This window comes from Pseudomonas sp. YuFO8, assembly GCF_035065025.1.
GTDB lineage: Bacteria > Pseudomonadota > Gammaproteobacteria > Pseudomonadales > Pseudomonadaceae > Aquipseudomonas > Aquipseudomonas putida_AE.
In genome coordinates, this window is record NZ_JAXDEQ010000010.1 from 179,029 (window position 1) to 194,380 (window position 15,352).

Sequence of the window (15,352 nt, forward strand, 5' to 3'; positions counted from 1 at the left end):
CGCGCCATGAAGAAGATCATTCACAGCCTTGCGCCCTGGGCGTTGCCAGTCTTGCTCTTGGCGGTGTGGCAGTTGTCGGTGTCGGCGGGCTGGTTGTCGACGCGGATTCTGCCGGCGCCCATTGCCGTGATCGAAGCCGGTGTGAACCTGGTGCGCAGCGGCGAAATCTGGACGCACCTGGCAATCAGCGGCTGGCGCGCGGCGCTGGGTTTCGCCATCGGCGGCGGCATCGGCCTGACCCTGGGTTTTATCACAGGCCTGTCGAAGTGGGGCGAACGCCTGCTCGACAGCTCGGTGCAGATGATCCGCAACGTGCCACACCTGGCGTTGATTCCACTGGTGATCCTGTGGTTCGGCATCGACGAGTCGGCGAAGATTTTCCTGGTAGCGCTGGGCACCTTGTTCCCGATCTACCTCAACACCTATCACGGCATCCGCAACGTCGATCCGGCGTTGGTGGAAATGTCGCGCAGCTATGGTCTGTCCGGCTTCAGCCTGTTCCGCCAGGTGATCCTGCCGGGGGCGCTGCCCTCGATCCTGGTCGGTGTGCGTTTTGCCCTGGGTTTCATGTGGCTGACGCTGATCGTCGCGGAAACCATTTCCGCCAGTTCCGGCATCGGCTACCTGGCGATGAACGCCCGGGAGTTCCTGCAGACCGACGTGGTGGTGCTGGCGATTCTGCTCTACGCGGTGCTCGGCAAACTGGCCGACCTCGCCGCCCGTGGACTTGAACGTGTGTGGCTGCGCTGGCATCCGGCTTATCAGGTCGTCAAGGGAGGTGCCGCATGACGGCTCAACAACCTCCACGCCTGCTGCGCGGAATTCCGCTGGCGGTGCGCAAGCTGCAAAAAACCTTCGGCTCGCGGCAGGTGCTGCGTGAGATCGACCTGCACATTCCGGCGGGTCAGTTCGTCGCGGTGGTCGGTCGCAGTGGCTGTGGCAAAAGCACTTTGCTGCGTTTGCTCGCAGGCCTCGACAAGCCCACCGGTGGTGAATTGCTGGCCGGCTCCGCGCCGCTGAGTGAGGCGCGGGAAGACACTCGCTTGATGTTCCAGGAAGCGCGTCTGTTGCCGTGGAAAAAGATCATCGACAACGTCGGCCTGGGACTCACGGGCAACTGGCGGCCAAAGGCGCTGGAAGCGCTGGAAGCGGTCGGCCTGGCGGATCGCGCCAACGAGTGGCCGGCGGCCCTGTCCGGTGGGCAGAAGCAACGGGTGGCGTTGGCTCGCGCATTGATCCACCAACCGCGCTTGCTGCTGCTCGACGAACCTTTGGGCGCCCTGGATGCGCTTACGCGAATCGAGATGCAGCAGCTGATCGAGCGGCTCTGGCAACAGCACGGCTTCACCGTGTTGCTGGTGACCCACGACGTCAGTGAAGCGGTGGCAATTGCCGATCGGGTGATCCTGATCGAAGACGGCGAAGTCGGCCTGGACCTGCACGTGGAACTGCCGCGCCCTCGGGTTCGCGGCTCCCATCGGCTGGCGGCGCTGGAAACCCAAGTGCTCAACCGCGTGCTGTCACTGCCCGGCCAACCGCCGGAACCGGAACCTGTTTCACCCTTGCCTACGCAGTTGCGTTGGGCTCAATAACTCAAGCCTCAATCAACGACAGGAATCAATATCATGACTATCAAGGCCATCAACGTACGCAACCAGTTCAAAGGCTCGATCAAGGAAATCGTTCTGGGCGATGTGCTGTCGGAAATCGACGTGCAGACCGCTTCCGGGATCGTCACGTCGGTAATCACCACCCGTTCGGTGAAAGAGCTGGAGCTGGCGGTGGGCAGCGAAGTGATCGCGTTCGTGAAATCCACCGAGGTGTCGATCGCCAAGTTGTGATCGCCGGTGTTTTTAAAGTCAAAAGATCGCAGCCTGCGGCAGCTCCTACAGGGGAACGGATTCCTCTGTAGGAGCTGCCGCAGGCTGCGATCTTTTAAAGCGCAACGCGCTTGGGCAGGTAAGGCGGCAAATACAGCCCCAGGTATGCATCGAACACCCGCATCCCTTCCTCGGCCATGCGCGGCGTGATCTGCCCATGCTGCTGCACCGAGCGCGCATACACCCGGTCACCGAGCTCCATGGCCAGGGCAAACACATCGACATCGTTCGGCAGCTTCGGCAGCTCGAAGTGGTGGTCGAATAGTTTGTGCATCAGGTCGCCCAGTTCGATGTCGTGCTGACGGTCGGCCTGGGTCACTTCGGTCAGGCCGTGTTGGGCGAGGATGAGTTGGCGGGCGGCGGCGTCTTCGCTGTAGATCTCGAGCATGCGTTGCTCCACCAGTCGCGACAGGTCACGCCAGCCGCTCAAGGCGCCATGGTCGATGGGCTCTTGCAGGCAGGCGCGGAAGGCCGCGTGGACGTCGGCGGTCAGCGCTTCGAGCAGGGACGGGACGCTGGCGAAGAAGTGGTAGACGGAGGAGGGTGGGATCTGCGCGCGTTCGGCGACACTGTAGATCGACAGACTGGCCACGCCCTCGGCGGCCAGCAGCGTGCGGGCGGCGTCGAGTATCGAATCGATCCGGGCCTGGCTGCGGGCGCGGGGTTTGCGAGCGGTGGCGGTGCGCGTCATTGGAGTCTCCTGCGGGGCAGGGGGCATTGTACGAGTCAGGTTGTGTGTTGTCTGCCAGGACGCCATCGCCAGCAGGCTGGCTCCCACAGGGATTTGCGGTGTACACAGACTTTATGTTCACTGGAGATCAACTGTGGGAGCCAGCCTGCTGGCGATCCGCCGCAGGCGGCCATAAAAAAACGCCGCCGGCTTATGACAGCCGGCGGCGTTTGTTTATTACTGCAACCACTTAAACGGTATGCAGGTACCAGTTGTACTCAAGGTCGGAGATGGAGTGTTCAAACTCCTCCAGCTCACTCTCCTTGCAGGCCACGAAGATATCGATGTATTTCGGATCGATGTACTTGGCCATGACCTCGCTGTCGTCCAGCTCGCGCAACGCATCGCGCAGGTTGTTCGGCAGGCTCTGCTCGTTCTGCTCGTAGCTGTTGCCTTCAACCGGTGCGTTCGGCTCGATCTTGTTGACCAGGCCGTGGTGCACGCCTGCCAGAACCGAAGCCATCAGCAGGTACGGGTTGGCATCGGCGCCGGCCACACGGTGTTCGATACGCACGGCATCGGCGGAGCCGGTGGGTACGCGAATCGCTACGGTGCGGTTGTCCAGGCCCCAGCACGGGGAGTTCGGCACATAGAACTGCGCGCCGAATCGACGGTAGGAGTTGACGTTCGGGCAGAGGAAAGCCATCTGCGCCGGTAGGGTCTCGAGCACACCGCCGATCGCGTGACGCAGCGCGGCGTTCTGCTCGGGATCCTCACTGGCAAAAATATTCTTGCCGTCCTTGTCGAGAATCGAAATGTGCACGTGCAGACCGTTGCCCGCCTGGCCCGGGTAAGGCTTGGCCATGAAGGTGGTGTCCATTTCATGGTCGTAGGCGATGTTCTTGATCAGGCGCTTGAGCAGTACGGCGTAGTCGCAAGCCTTGATCGGGTCGGCCACGTGGTGCAGGTTCACTTCGAACTGCGCCGGGGCACTTTCCTTGACGATGGCGTCGGCCGGGATGCCTTGCTCTTTCGCACCTTCCAGGATGTCCTGGAGGCAGTCGACGTATTCGTCGAGGTCGTCGATCAGGTAGACCTGTGTCGAGTGCGGGCGTTTGCCGGAGATCGGCGAGCGCGGCGGTTGCGGACGACCGTTCACGTTCTCCTGGTCGATCAGGTAGAACTCCAGTTCGAACGCGGCGCAGATGGTCAGGCCCATTTCATCGAACTTGGTCACGACTTGTCGCAGGACTTCCCGCGGGTCGGCGAAGAAAGGATCACCTTCGAGTTCGTGCATGGTCATCAACAGTTGCGCGGTGGGGCGCTTCTGCCATGGCTCGTTGCACAGGGTATCGGGGATTGGATAGCAGATTCGATCGGCGTCGCCGATGTCCAGGCCCAGGCCGGTGCTTTCCACCGTGGAGCCGTTGATATCCAGAGCAAATAGAGAGGCCGGCAGGTTGATGCCTTTCTCGTAAACCTTGTGGAGGCTGGTGCGTTCGATGCGCTTGCCGCGCACCACACCATTCATATCCGCAATCAGAAGGTCAACGTACAGAACCTCAGGATGTTCCTTAAGGAACGCGTTCGCTTCGTTAAGCTGAACGGCACGCGGGGGTACCGACATGATGCAACACCTTTGTTGTTAAAAATATCAATCATTGATCTTTTCGGATTCCAGTCAACCCGAACGGCTTGCCGAAGTCAAGCGAGGCCTTTTTTGCCCTAAAAAAGCGCTCGTGTGGCTTTTTTGGGGCGCTTTGGGGCGTTTTTATAGCCCTTGGCCGTTTAACCACCGCAAGCTTGAGCGGGCCGTGTTGTATTTTTTACGGGGGTGTTGTGTAAAAAAATGAACAAGGCTAAGCTCGAATCAAACCCATAACAGCAATAATACCGGGGTGCTTCATGTCTCGCCTGCCGATAATCGGCGTCACCGCCTGCTCTTCGCAGATCGGTCTGTATGCTTATCACAGCAGTGGCGACACCTGCGTCAGCGCCGTGGCCGCAGCGGCTCCGGACCTGTCGGTGATCTTCCCGTCCCTGGCGGATCGACCGACCCCGTCCGATATTCTGGACGGTCTCGACGGCACACCCATTACGGTTACTCCATTCAATATAGAACCGATTCACAATAGCGGCTCGGCCTTCGTGCAGGGCACCGCTCGCGATTCTGCACGCCTGTCATGCGCAGAAGTACACACAAGCACGATAGCCTGGCGCAAACTTGCATTTCAACGCGACGCCGATGCGTCAACTACTGCCTGACTCCCAAGAGTCAGGAAACTCAAAGCCTAGAGGCATTTATGAGTAACAACCTCGACCAGCTCACCGATTGGTTGAAAGACCACAAGATCACAGAAGTCGAATGCATGATCGCCGACTTGACCGGGATCACCCGGGGCAAGATCTCGCCGACCAACAAATTCATCGCCGAAAAGGGCATGCGCCTGCCCGAGAGCGTTCTGCTGCAGACCGTGACCGGCGACTATGTCGAAGATGACATCTATTACGAGCTGCTCGATCCGGCCGACATCGACATGATCTGCCGTCCCGACCAGAACGCAGTGTTCCTGGTGCCATGGGCCATCGAACCGACCGCCCAGGTGATCCACGACACCTACGACAAGCAGGGCAACCCGATCGAGCTGTCGCCGCGCAACGTGCTCAAGAAGGTCCTCAAGCTCTATGCCGACCGGGGCTGGCAGCCAATCGTGGCGCCGGAGATGGAGTTCTACCTGACCAAGCGCAGTGACGACCCGGATTATCCGTTGCAGCCACCGGTCGGCCGTTCCGGTCGCCCGGAAATCGGTCGCCAGTCGTTCTCGATCGAGGCGGCGAACGAGTTCGATCCGCTGTTCGAGGACGTCTATGACTGGTGCGAACTGCAGGAACTGGACCTCGACACGCTGATCCACGAGGACGGCACGGCGCAGATGGAGATCAACTTCCGTCACGGCGACGCCCTGTCCCTGGCCGACCAGATCCTGGTGTTCAAGCGCACCATGCGCGAAGCCGCGCTCAAGCACAACGTGGCCGCGACCTTCATGGCCAAGCCGATGACCGGCGAGCCTGGCAGCGCCATGCACCTGCACCAGAGCATCATCGACATGGAGACCGGCAAGAACATCTTCTCCAATGAAGACGGGACCATGAGCCAGCTGTTCCTCAACCACATCGGTGGTTTGCAGAAGCTGATTCCCGAGCTGTTGCCGCTGTTCGCCCCCAACGTCAACTCGTTCCGCCGCTTCCTGCCGGACACCTCGGCGCCGGTGAACGTGGAGTGGGGCGAAGAGAACCGCACCGTGGGCCTGCGGGTGCCGGATGCCGGGCCACAGAACCGTCGCGTGGAAAACCGCCTGCCGGGCGCCGATGCCAACCCGTACCTGGCCATTGCCGCGAGCTTGCTGTGCGGCTACATCGGCATGGTCGAGGGCCTGAACCCGAGCGCGCCGGTGGTGGGCCGTGGTTATGAGCGCCGCAACCTGCGACTGCCACTGACCATCGAAGACGCGCTCGAGCGCATGGAAAACAGCGCAACCATCGAGCGTTACCTGGGCAAGAATTTCATCACTGGCTACGTCGCGGTCAAGCGGGCCGAGCATGAAAACTTCAAGCGCGTCATCAGTTCGTGGGAACGGGAATTCCTGCTTTTTGCCGTCTGATGCGCCGGGCGCCGCCGTTGTCGGGTGGCGCTCTCACCTGGATTTTTTAGGAGATTGGTATGACCAGCAACAATCCGCAAACCCGTGAATGGCAAACCCTGAGCAATGATCACCACCTGGCTCCGTTCAGCGACTTCAAGCAGCTGAAGGAGAAAGGCCCGCGGATCATCACCAATGCCAAGGGCGTCTACCTGTGGGACAGCGAAGGCAACAAGATCCTCGACGGCATGGCCGGCCTGTGGTGCGTGGCCATCGGTTACGGTCGCGATGAACTGGCCGATGCCGCCAGCAAGCAGATGCGCGAACTGCCGTACTACAACCTGTTCTTCCAGACCGCCCACCCGCCGGTACTGGAGCTGGCCAAGGCCATCGCCGATGTCGCGCCAGAAGGCATGAACCACGTGTTCTTCACCGGTTCCGGCTCTGAAGGCAACGACACCATGCTGCGCATGGTTCGTCACTACTGGGCGATCAAGGGCCAGCCGAAGAAGAAAGTCATCATCAGCCGCAAGAACGGTTATCACGGTTCCACCGTGGCCGGCGCGAGCCTGGGTGGCATGACCTACATGCACGAACAGGGCGACTTGCCGATTCCGGGCATCGTCCACATCGCCCAGCCGTACTGGTTCGCCGAAGGCGGCGACATGACCCCTGAAGAGTTCGGGATCTGGGCGGCCAACCAGCTGGAAGAGAAAATCCTCGAAGTCGGCGTGGACAATGTCGGCGCCTTTATTGCCGAGCCGATCCAGGGCGCTGGCGGTGTGATCATTCCGCCAGACAGCTACTGGCCGCGCATCAAGGAAATTCTCGCCAAGTACGACATCCTGTTCGTGGCCGACGAAGTGATCTGCGGTTTCGGCCGTACCGGCGAGTGGTTCGGCAGCGATTTCTACGACCTCAAGCCAGACATGATGACCATCGCCAAGGGCCTGACCTCCGGCTACATCCCCATGGGTGGCCTGATCGTGCGGGACGAAGTGGTGGACGTGCTCAACGAAGGTGGCGACTTCAACCACGGCTTCACCTATTCCGGTCACCCGGTGGCGGCGGCAGTGGCGCTGGAAAACATCCGCATCATGCGCGATGAAAAAATTATCGAGCGCGTCCACGCTGAAACGGCACCGTATTTGCAGAAACGTTTGCGTGAACTCAACGATCATCCTCTGGTAGGGGAAGTTCGTGGGGTCGGTCTGCTGGGGGCGATCGAACTGGTTCAGGACAAGGCCACTCGCAAGCGCTATGAAGGCAAGGGCGTCGGCATGATCTGCCGGCAGTTCTGCTTCGATAACGGGCTGATCATGCGTGCCGTGGGCGACACCATGATCATCGCGCCACCGCTGGTGATTACGCCTGCGGAAATCGATGAGTTGGTGACCAAGGCGCGCAAGTGCCTGGACCTGACCCTGAGTGCGTTGCAGGCCTAAGTGCTAGGCTCTGGGCGCAAGGCATGAAACTTTCGCCCGGAGCCGTGAGAAAGGCTGGCCTTTCCTTGAAAGACCGCCTCGGATCTTGCCAGACTAGCCGCGGTTCCAGTTGTCCGGGTTCGGCCGCTGAACAAAGTGGTTCAAAAAAGAAAAATTTGGAGCATTACGCATGAAGGCATTAGGAAAAAAGCTTGCTGGCAAGACCCTCCTCGCCATGTCCCTGATGGGCTTGATGGCGGGCGCGGTTCAGGCGGATGACAAAGTTCTGCACGTGTATAACTGGTCCGATTACATCGCTCCGGACACCATTAAAAAGTTTGAAGACGAGTCGGGTATCAAAGTCGTCTACGACGTCTTCGACAGTAACGAAACCCTCGAAGCCAAGTTGCTGGCAGGCAAGTCCGGTTACGACATCGTCGTACCGTCGAACAACTTCCTGGCCAAGCAGATCAAGGCTGGCGTTTACCAGAAGCTGGACAAGTCCAAGCTGCCTAACTGGAAGAACCTGAACACTGACCTGCTCAAGGCCGTGTCGGTCAGCGACCCGGGTAACGAACACGCTTTCCCGTACATGTGGGGTTCGATCGGTATCGGCTTCAACGCCGAGAAGGTCAAGGCTGCATTGGGTGCCGATGCACCGACCAACTCCTGGGATCTGCTGTTCAAACCTGAAAACGCCGCCAAGTTGAAGTCGTGCGGTATCAGTTTCCTCGACTCGCCAACCGAGATGATTCCGGTGGCGTTGCACTACCTGGGCTATCCAACCGACAGCCAGGACAAGAAACAACTGGCCGAAGCCGAAGCGCTGTTCCTGAAAATCCGTCCTTCGGTAGGCTACTTCCACTCGTCCAAGTACATCTCCGACCTGGCCAACGGCAACATCTGCGTGGCCGTGGGTTACTCGGGTGACATCTACCAGGCCAAGTCCCGCGCGGCTGAAGCCGGTGACAAGGTGAAAGTCAGCTACAACATTCCGAAAGAAGGTGCAGGCAGCTTCTACGACATGGTCGCCATCCCTAAAGATGCCGAAAACGTCGAAGGCGCCTACAAGTTCATGACCTTCCTGCAGAAGCCGGAAATCATGGCTGAAATCACCAACGCCGTACGCTTCCCGAACGGTAACGCGGCCGCTACGGCATTGGTTGATAAAGAAATCACTGACGACCCGGGCATTTACCCGCCGGCGGATGTATTGGCCAAGCTGTACGCGATTGCCGATTTGCCGGCCGCGACCCAGCGGATCATGACCCGCAGCTGGACCAAGATCAAATCCGGTAAATAAGGAGTAACCCCCTGTGGGAGCGAGCCTGCTCGCGATGGACCTGAGAGCGCCGCGGGGTACCAGGTACCCAACGTTATCGTTGACAACCATCGCGAGCAGGCTCGCTCCCACAAGGGGCGTGGTATCTGCATAAAAGTTTTGCTGGAACGGTTTTTCGAGGGTAAGTTGCGCGCCGGTTTAGTTGCCAGGCAGCCATGGCTGTCATGTAACACGGGGCAACTTGAGCCCAACTCATTTTAGAGGACCTCCACTTGCCTATTTTTTCTTTGTTGCGCAATGCCATGTTGATCGGCGCCGGACTGACACTCGCTGCCAGTGTCCAGGCTGCCGGTACCGTGCATATTTATAACTGGTCGGATTACATCGGCGAGACCACCCTGGCCGACTTCCAGAAAGCCACCGGAATCAAACCGGTGTATGACGTATTCGATTCCAACGAAACCCTGGAAGGCAAGTTGCTGGCCGGGCGCACCGGTTACGACGTGGTAGTGCCGTCCAACCACTTCCTCGGCAAGCAGATCAAGGCCGGGGCATTCCAGAAGCTCGACAAGTCGCAGTTGCCGGATTATTCGAACCTCGACCCGGTGCTGCTCAAGCGCCTGGAGCAAAACGATCCGGGTAACCTGTACGCCGTGCCGTACCTGTGGGGCACCAATGGCATCGGTTACAACCCCGAAAAGATCAAGGCTGCGCTGGGCGTCGACAAGATCGACTCCTGGGCCGCGGTCTTCGAGCCGGAGAACATCAAGAAGCTGCAAAGCTGCGGCGTGGCGTTCCTCGATTCCGCCGATGAAATGATGCCCACGGTCCTCAACTACCTGGGCCTGGATCCCAACAGCACCAACCCCGAAGACTACAAGAAGGCTGAAGCCAAGTTGCTGGCGGTGCGGCCTTACGTGACCTACTTCCACTCCTCCAAATACATCGCGGACCTGGCCAACGGCGATATCTGCGTGGCGATCGGTTTCTCCGGAGACATGTTCCAGGCCCGCAACCGTGCGGCCGAAGCCAAGAAAGGCGTGGACATCGTCTATTCGATTCCCAAGGAAGGCGGCGCGCTGTGGTTCGACATGCTGGCGATTCCGAAGGATGCGGCCAACGTCAAGGAAGCCCACGCGTTCATCAACTATCTGTTGAAACCCGAGGTGATCGCCCAGGTCAGTGACTACGTTGGCTACGCCAACCCTAACCCGGCGTCGGACAAACTGATGGAACAGTCGATTCGCACCGACGAATCGGTTTATCCACCGCAATCGGTCCTCGACAAGACCTACGTGTCCATCGAACTGCCGCCAAACATTCAACGTTTGATGACCCGCAGCTGGACCAAGGTCAAGTCGGGCAAATAGCTTCAAGGCTCAAACTATCCAAGGTTGGCTCACCTTGAGCGAACTGCACTCTTTTTTTCTGGGAGTTTCGTAAATGGCAGTTGCCTCCGGCGCCTATAAGAAAGCCCTCGAGGGCGACCAGTCACCTAAACAGGTGCTGGTCAAAATCGACCGGGTCACGAAGAAGTTCGACGAGACGATTGCCGTGGACGATGTGTCCCTGGAAATCAAGAAAGGCGAGATCTTCGCCTTGCTCGGCGGTTCGGGATCGGGCAAATCCACTTTGCTGCGCATGCTCGCCGGCTTCGAACGACCGACTGAGGGGCGCATTTTCCTCGATGGCGTAGACATCACGGACATGCCGCCGTACGAGCGGCCGATCAACATGATGTTCCAGTCCTACGCCCTGTTCCCGCACATGACCGTGGCGCAGAACATCGCCTTCGGCCTCAAGCAGGACAAGCTGCCATCTGCGGAAATCGATGCCCGCGTGGCCGACATGCTCAAGCTGGTGCAAATGAGCCAGTACGCCAAGCGCAAGCCGCATCAGTTGTCCGGCGGCCAGCGCCAGCGTGTGGCCCTGGCCCGTTCCCTGGCCAAGCGTCCGAAGCTGCTGTTGCTCGACGAACCCATGGGCGCGTTGGATAAAAAACTGCGTTCGCAAATGCAGCTGGAGCTGGTGGAGATCATCGAGCGCGTCGGCGTAACCTGCGTCATGGTGACCCACGACCAGGAAGAGGCCATGACCATGGCCGAGCGCATCGCGATCATGCACCTGGGCTGGATCGCCCAGATCGGCAGCCCGATCGACATCTACGAAACCCCGACCAGCCGCCTGGTCTGCGAATTCATCGGCAACGTCAACATCTTCGACGGTGAAGTGATCGACGATGCCGAAGGCCACGCGATCATCACCTGCAAGGACCTCGACCGGAAGATCTATGTCGGCCACGGCATCAGCACCTCGGTGCAGGACAAGGCCGTGACCTACGCGATCCGTCCGGAAAAACTGCTCGTCACCCCGACCATGCCGACCTGCGAATACAACTGGTCCAGCGGCAAGGTCCATGACATCGCCTACCTGGGCGGTCACTCGGTGTTCTACGTCGAGCTGCCGAGCGGCAAGATCGTCCAGTCGTTCGTCGCCAACGCCGAGCGCCGTGGCCAGCGGCCGACCTGGGGTGACCAGGTCTACGTGTACTGGGAAGACGATAGCGGCGTGGTACTCCGCTCATGAACATGCGCAAATTCAAACGCCGCCTCAATCGAATAATTCCCGGTGGCCGCCAGCTGGTCATCGGGGTTCCCTTCATCTGGCTGTTCCTGTTCTTCATGTTGCCGTTCTTCATCGTCCTGAAGATCAGCTTCGCCGAAGCCGACGTGGCCATTCCGCCGTACACCGAGATCTACAGCTACGCCGAACAGAAGCTGCAGGTGCTGCTGAACCTGGGCAACTACGCGATGCTCGGCGACGACGAGTTGTACATCGCCGCCTACCTCGGCTCGTTGAAGATGGCGCTGATCAGCACCATCCTCTGCCTGCTGATCGGCTACCCGATGGCCTACGCCATCGCCAGTGCCCGCAAAGAGCTGCAAACGGTGCTGGTGCTGCTGATCATGATGCCGACCTGGACCGCGATCCTGATCCGCGTGTATGCGTGGATGGGCATCCTCAGCAACAACGGCCTGCTCAACGGTTTCCTGATGACCATGGGCTGGATCGACGAGCCGCTGCAGATCCTCAACACCAACCTCGCCGTGTACATCGGTGTGGTGTATTCCTATCTGCCGTTCATGATCCTGCCGCTGTACGCCAACCTGGTGAAGCACGACAACAGCCTGCTGGAAGCCGCGTCCGACCTCGGTTCGAGCACCTTCAACAGCTTCTGGAAGATCACCATTCCGCTGTCCAAGAACGGCATCATCGCCGGCTGCATGCTGGTGTTCATCCCGGTCGTGGGTGAGTTCGTGATCCCGGAACTGCTCGGCGGTCCGGAGACCCTGATGATCGGTAAAGTGCTCTGGCAAGAGTTCTTCAACAACCGTGACTGGCCGGTGGCGTCCGCCCTGGCGGTGGTGATGCTGGCGATCCTGATCGTGCCGATCATCCTGTTCAACCGTAGCCAAGCCAAAGAGATGGAGGGCAAGGAATGAAGCGCTTCCGTTTCTCGAGTTTCATGCTGGTAGCGGGATTGCTGTTCATCTACGCGCCGATGCTGATCTTGGTGATCTACTCGTTCAACGCCTCGAAACTGGTGACGGTGTGGGGCGGCTGGTCGATCAAGTGGTACGTCGGCCTGATGGACAACACCCAACTGATGGGCTCGGTGCTGCGCTCGCTGGAAATCGCCTGCTACACGGCGATTGCGGCGGTGGCGCTGGGTACGCTGGCGGCCTTCGTGCTGACCCGGATCACCCACTTCAAGGGTCGCACCCTGTTCGGTGGCCTGGTCACCGCGCCGCTGGTGATGCCCGAAGTGATCACCGGTCTGTCGCTGTTGCTGCTGTTCGTGGCCATGGCGCAGATGATTGGCTGGCCGCAGGAACGTGGCATCGTCACCATCTGGATCGCCCACACCACGTTCTGTGCGGCGTATGTGGCGGTGGTGGTGTCGGCGCGCTTGCGTGAGCTGGACCTGTCCATCGAAGAAGCAGCGATGGACCTGGGAGCACGGCCGTGGAAGGTGTTCTTCCTGATCACCATCCCGATGATCGCGCCATCCCTGGGTGCCGGCGGCATGATGTCGTTTGCCCTGTCGCTGGATGACCTGGTGTTGGCGAGCTTCGTGTCGGGCCCGGGTTCCACCACCTTGCCGATGGAAGTGTTCTCGGCGGTACGCCTGGGTGTGAAACCTGAAATCAACGCCGTGGCCAGCCTGATTCTGCTGGCGGTGTCGCTGATGACCTTCCTGGTCTGGTTCTTCAGCCGTCGCGCCGAAGAAGCGCGCAAGCGTGCGATCCAGCAAGCCATCGAAGAAAGCGCCGCCGATTCGTGGAAGCAACCGGACGTGCGTCGCGCGCAGCCGGAAGCGGCTTGAGCCTGATGTCGGGTTGACCACAATCTTGCGGCCAACCCGTACCTCTCTGTAGGAGCCGGCTTGCTGGCGATGGTGTATCAGTCACATTGATTTCGACTGACACTCCATCGCCAGCAAGCCGGCTCCTACAGGGGGGCTATGCATTCCAAGGGGATTTACGGATGACCTCAACGAAGTTCATCGGCTTGAACCCCGGCTCCTGATCCATCAAAACATCGGTCTTCACATTGCCAAACGTGGTCTGCGGACGATGGCGCAAGCCGTCGGCAAAGGCGCAGATGATGCACTCCTTGAACCCCTCACCCCGTGGATGCGCATGCACCACCGCTTCACGCTGCACGGTGGAAAACGCCGCGTAGTCCATGCCCAGCACGTCCATTTCAACACCAGCGGTTACCAGCGCCACGTTTGGCCGCAGGTGTTGCGGCACACCCGGCGTGGTGTGCAGGGCGATCGACAGCCAGACCTGCTCGATGTCGTCATCGCTGAACCCGTAGGGCTTGAGAAACGCGGCCGCCGCATTGGCGCCGTCGACTTCGAAGCGCTCGTTGTCGCTGCGATAACCTTCCACCAGGCCCAGGTCATGGAACATCGCGCCCACGTACAAAAGCTCCGGGTTGTAGGCCAGTTGCTTGCGCTCGCCGCTCAGCGCACCGAACAGAAACACCCGGCGCGAGTGGTGGTAGAGCAGGTCGGACTCGATGTCGCGGATGTATTCGGTGGTGGCTTTGGCCAAGGCGCTGTCGGGGATCTTGATGCCGGCGATGGTGGTGCTCATGGGCTTTTCCTCAAGGTAGACGCCGAAGCGGCGCTGAGGGTTAAAGTCTGTTCGCGGCCGGCAAACGGGACAATCGACCCATGGCTGCGATCCTTGCCAATGAGCATGCATATCGCGCCAACCTCGCTTGTTGAGCGTGGTTTGGCTAGGGTGGCGTGTGATCTCTTTCAAATTTGAAGGTGTATTTGAACCATGCAGAAAACCGTCGCCATCGTGGTCTTCGCCGGCGTCCAGGCGCTGGACGTCACCGGCCCCATGGATGTGTTTTCCGAAGCCAACCGATTCCTCGCCCCCGAGGATCACTACCGGCTCGAGGTCATTGGCGTGGAACGCGGGGTGATGGCGTGTTCCAACGGTTTGGCGCTGAACGCCCACCGGCATTTCAGCGAAGCGCTGGAGTCCTATGACCTGCTGCTGGTAGCCGGCGGACCGCAATTGCCCTTCATGTCCTTCGGCACTGCGTTCGATGCCTGGCTGCGCGATGCCTGCGCGCGGGCGCAGCGTTTTGGCTCGATCTGCAACGGTGCGTTCATGCTTGCCCGGGCGGGATTGCTGGAAGGGCGGACGGTGACCACCCATTGGGGCGATGCCGCTGCGTTGGCTGAGTTGTGCCCGACAACCCAGGTCGAAGCCGATCGGCTTTACGTACAGGACGGCGAGCTGTTTACCTCGGCCGGGGTGACGGCCGGGATCGATCTGTCGCTGTATCTGCTGGGGCGCGATCACGGGCCTGACGTGGCCTTGAGCGTGGCAAAACGATTGGTGGTGTTCACCCAGCGCTCGGGTGGGCAATCACAGTTCAGCCCGTTCCTTACGCCTCATGCTGAGCCGACCTCCGCCGTGGCGATGGTTCAGCATTACGTGTTGGCGAACCTGACGGGCGACCTGACCATTGCCGACCTGGCCAATGCCGCCAACATGAGCGCGCGCAACTTTTCCCGGGTGTTTGCCAAGGAAGCGAAAATCACCCCGGCCGAGTTTGTCGAACGGGCGCGGGTGGATGCTGCGCGGGTGCTGCTGGAAAGCACCCACGCACCGCTCAAGACCGTGGCCTATCAATGCGGATTCCGCGATGCCCAGCACATGCGCAGCGTGTTCAACCGCAGGCTGGGGGTGACACCGCAGCAGTTCAGGCAGAATTTTGCGGCGGTGGTTTGAGCTGTGATGGGTGTTGCCTGTGAGGGCCTCATCGCCAGCAGGCTGGCTCCCACAGTGGTCCTGTGCACGCAGATCCATTGTGGGAGCCAGCCTGCTGGCGATGGGGCCAGTCCAGCCAACACAAATCTACTG

Annotated in this window: 14 protein-coding genes and 1 pseudogene; 12 read left to right on the forward strand and 3 right to left on the reverse strand. The window is 60.0% G+C overall.

What is annotated here, in order from left to right:
- Positions 1–6 precede the first annotated feature (6 nt).
- From ssuC to SOP95_RS11935, 3 genes are read left to right on the forward strand one after another with little or no spacing between them, the layout of a single operon-like run.
- Positions 7–789 carry an aliphatic sulfonate ABC transporter permease SsuC gene (ssuC, locus tag SOP95_RS11925; RefSeq protein WP_274073629.1) on the forward strand — a complete coding sequence of 261 codons (783 nt, stop codon included), beginning with the start codon at positions 7–9 and terminating at the stop codon, positions 787–789.
- A complete protein-coding gene (gene ssuB, locus SOP95_RS11930) occupies positions 786–1,592 on the forward strand; it encodes an aliphatic sulfonates ABC transporter ATP-binding protein (RefSeq protein WP_274073628.1) in 807 nt (268 codons plus the stop codon). The genes ssuC and ssuB overlap by 4 nt, the downstream gene beginning before the upstream one ends.
- Before the next feature lie 33 nt (positions 1,593–1,625).
- Positions 1,626–1,841 carry a TOBE domain-containing protein gene (locus SOP95_RS11935; RefSeq protein ID WP_007967989.1) on the forward strand — a complete coding sequence of 72 codons (216 nt, stop codon included), beginning with the start codon at positions 1,626–1,628 and terminating at the stop codon, positions 1,839–1,841.
- A 94-nt stretch (positions 1,842–1,935) separates the two neighbouring features.
- On the opposite strand, the gene SOP95_RS11940 is transcribed toward SOP95_RS11935, so the two are convergent.
- Entirely contained in the window at positions 1,936–2,571 is a 636-nt protein-coding gene (locus tag SOP95_RS11940) for a TetR/AcrR family transcriptional regulator (protein ID WP_323607224.1), read from the reverse strand.
- A gap of 229 nt (positions 2,572–2,800) precedes the next feature.
- Complete coding sequence (locus tag SOP95_RS11945) at positions 2,801–4,177, reverse strand: glutamine synthetase family protein (RefSeq protein ID WP_274073626.1); 1,377 nt, start codon at positions 4,175–4,177, stop codon at positions 2,801–2,803.
- 278 nt (positions 4,178–4,455) lie between these two features.
- Between SOP95_RS11945 and SOP95_RS11950 the strand changes: the two are divergent.
- The 8 genes and pseudogenes from SOP95_RS11950 to SOP95_RS11985 form a co-directional block, all read left to right on the forward strand.
- A pseudogene (locus tag SOP95_RS11950) lies at positions 4,456–4,728 on the forward strand (gamma-glutamyl-gamma-aminobutyrate hydrolase family protein); the annotation flags it as partial.
- A gap of 125 nt (positions 4,729–4,853) precedes the next feature.
- The gene (locus SOP95_RS11955; protein WP_274073625.1) at positions 4,854–6,212 is read left to right on the forward strand and encodes a glutamine synthetase family protein; all 1,359 of its coding nucleotides are present in this window, start codon (positions 4,854–4,856) and stop codon (positions 6,210–6,212) included.
- Between the two features lie 59 nt (positions 6,213–6,271).
- The gene (locus SOP95_RS11960; protein ID WP_274073624.1) at positions 6,272–7,636 is read left to right on the forward strand and encodes an aspartate aminotransferase family protein; all 1,365 of its coding nucleotides are present in this window, start codon (positions 6,272–6,274) and stop codon (positions 7,634–7,636) included.
- Between the two features lie 169 nt (positions 7,637–7,805).
- Positions 7,806–8,918: a polyamine ABC transporter substrate-binding protein gene (locus SOP95_RS11965; protein WP_274073623.1), complete on the forward strand. Its 1,113-nt coding sequence runs from the start codon at positions 7,806–7,808 to the stop codon at positions 8,916–8,918.
- Positions 8,919–9,169: 251 nt separating this feature from the next.
- A complete protein-coding gene (locus SOP95_RS11970) occupies positions 9,170–10,267 on the forward strand; it encodes a polyamine ABC transporter substrate-binding protein (RefSeq protein ID WP_274073622.1) in 1,098 nt (365 codons plus the stop codon).
- Positions 10,268–10,340: 73 nt separating this feature from the next.
- A complete protein-coding gene (locus tag SOP95_RS11975; protein WP_274073621.1) occupies positions 10,341–11,483 on the forward strand; it encodes an ABC transporter ATP-binding protein in 1,143 nt (380 codons plus the stop codon).
- A gap of 35 nt (positions 11,484–11,518) precedes the next feature.
- Complete coding sequence (locus SOP95_RS11980; protein WP_274073867.1) at positions 11,519–12,400, forward strand: ABC transporter permease subunit; 882 nt, start codon at positions 11,519–11,521, stop codon at positions 12,398–12,400.
- Positions 12,397–13,284, forward strand: a complete 888-nt coding sequence (locus SOP95_RS11985) for an ABC transporter permease subunit (protein ID WP_323607225.1) — start codon at positions 12,397–12,399, stop codon at positions 13,282–13,284. Before SOP95_RS11980 ends, SOP95_RS11985 begins: the two co-directional genes overlap by 4 nt.
- A gap of 136 nt (positions 13,285–13,420) precedes the next feature.
- Here SOP95_RS11985 and SOP95_RS11990 read toward each other — a convergent pair whose 3' ends face one another.
- Positions 13,421–14,062, reverse strand: a complete 642-nt coding sequence (locus SOP95_RS11990; protein WP_323607226.1) for an HD domain-containing protein — start codon at positions 14,060–14,062, stop codon at positions 13,421–13,423.
- 192 nt (positions 14,063–14,254) lie between these two features.
- Here SOP95_RS11990 and SOP95_RS11995 point away from each other — a divergent pair, with 192 nt between their 5' ends.
- Positions 14,255–15,220 carry a GlxA family transcriptional regulator gene (locus SOP95_RS11995; RefSeq protein WP_323607227.1) on the forward strand — a complete coding sequence of 322 codons (966 nt, stop codon included), beginning with the start codon at positions 14,255–14,257 and terminating at the stop codon, positions 15,218–15,220.
- Positions 15,221–15,352: the final 132 nt, after the last annotated feature.

What these genes read in the sequence shown, in the direction of transcription:
- SOP95_RS11985 (WP_323607225.1), top strand. Translation starts at nt 12,397, where the DNA reads ATGAAGCGCTTCCGTTTCTCGAGTTTCATGCTGGTAGCGGGATTGCTG.
- ssuC (WP_274073629.1), top strand. Translation starts at nt 7, where the DNA reads ATGAAGAAGATCATTCACAGCCTTGCGCCCTGGGCGTTGCCAGTCTTG.
- SOP95_RS11995 (WP_323607227.1), top strand. Translation starts at nt 14,255, where the DNA reads ATGCAGAAAACCGTCGCCATCGTGGTCTTCGCCGGCGTCCAGGCGCTG.
- SOP95_RS11960 (WP_274073624.1), top strand. Translation starts at nt 6,272, where the DNA reads ATGACCAGCAACAATCCGCAAACCCGTGAATGGCAAACCCTGAGCAAT.
- SOP95_RS11940 (WP_323607224.1), bottom strand. Translation starts at nt 2,571, where the DNA reads ATGACGCGCACCGCCACCGCTCGCAAACCCCGCGCCCGCAGCCAGGCC.
- SOP95_RS11990 (WP_323607226.1), bottom strand. Translation starts at nt 14,062, where the DNA reads ATGAGCACCACCATCGCCGGCATCAAGATCCCCGACAGCGCCTTGGCC.
- SOP95_RS11935 (WP_007967989.1), top strand. Translation starts at nt 1,626, where the DNA reads ATGACTATCAAGGCCATCAACGTACGCAACCAGTTCAAAGGCTCGATC.
- SOP95_RS11975 (WP_274073621.1), top strand. Translation starts at nt 10,341, where the DNA reads ATGGCAGTTGCCTCCGGCGCCTATAAGAAAGCCCTCGAGGGCGACCAG.
- SOP95_RS11945 (WP_274073626.1), bottom strand. Translation starts at nt 4,177, where the DNA reads ATGTCGGTACCCCCGCGTGCCGTTCAGCTTAACGAAGCGAACGCGTTC.
- SOP95_RS11955 (WP_274073625.1), top strand. Translation starts at nt 4,854, where the DNA reads ATGAGTAACAACCTCGACCAGCTCACCGATTGGTTGAAAGACCACAAG.
- SOP95_RS11965 (WP_274073623.1), top strand. Translation starts at nt 7,806, where the DNA reads ATGAAGGCATTAGGAAAAAAGCTTGCTGGCAAGACCCTCCTCGCCATG.
- ssuB (WP_274073628.1), top strand. Translation starts at nt 786, where the DNA reads ATGACGGCTCAACAACCTCCACGCCTGCTGCGCGGAATTCCGCTGGCG.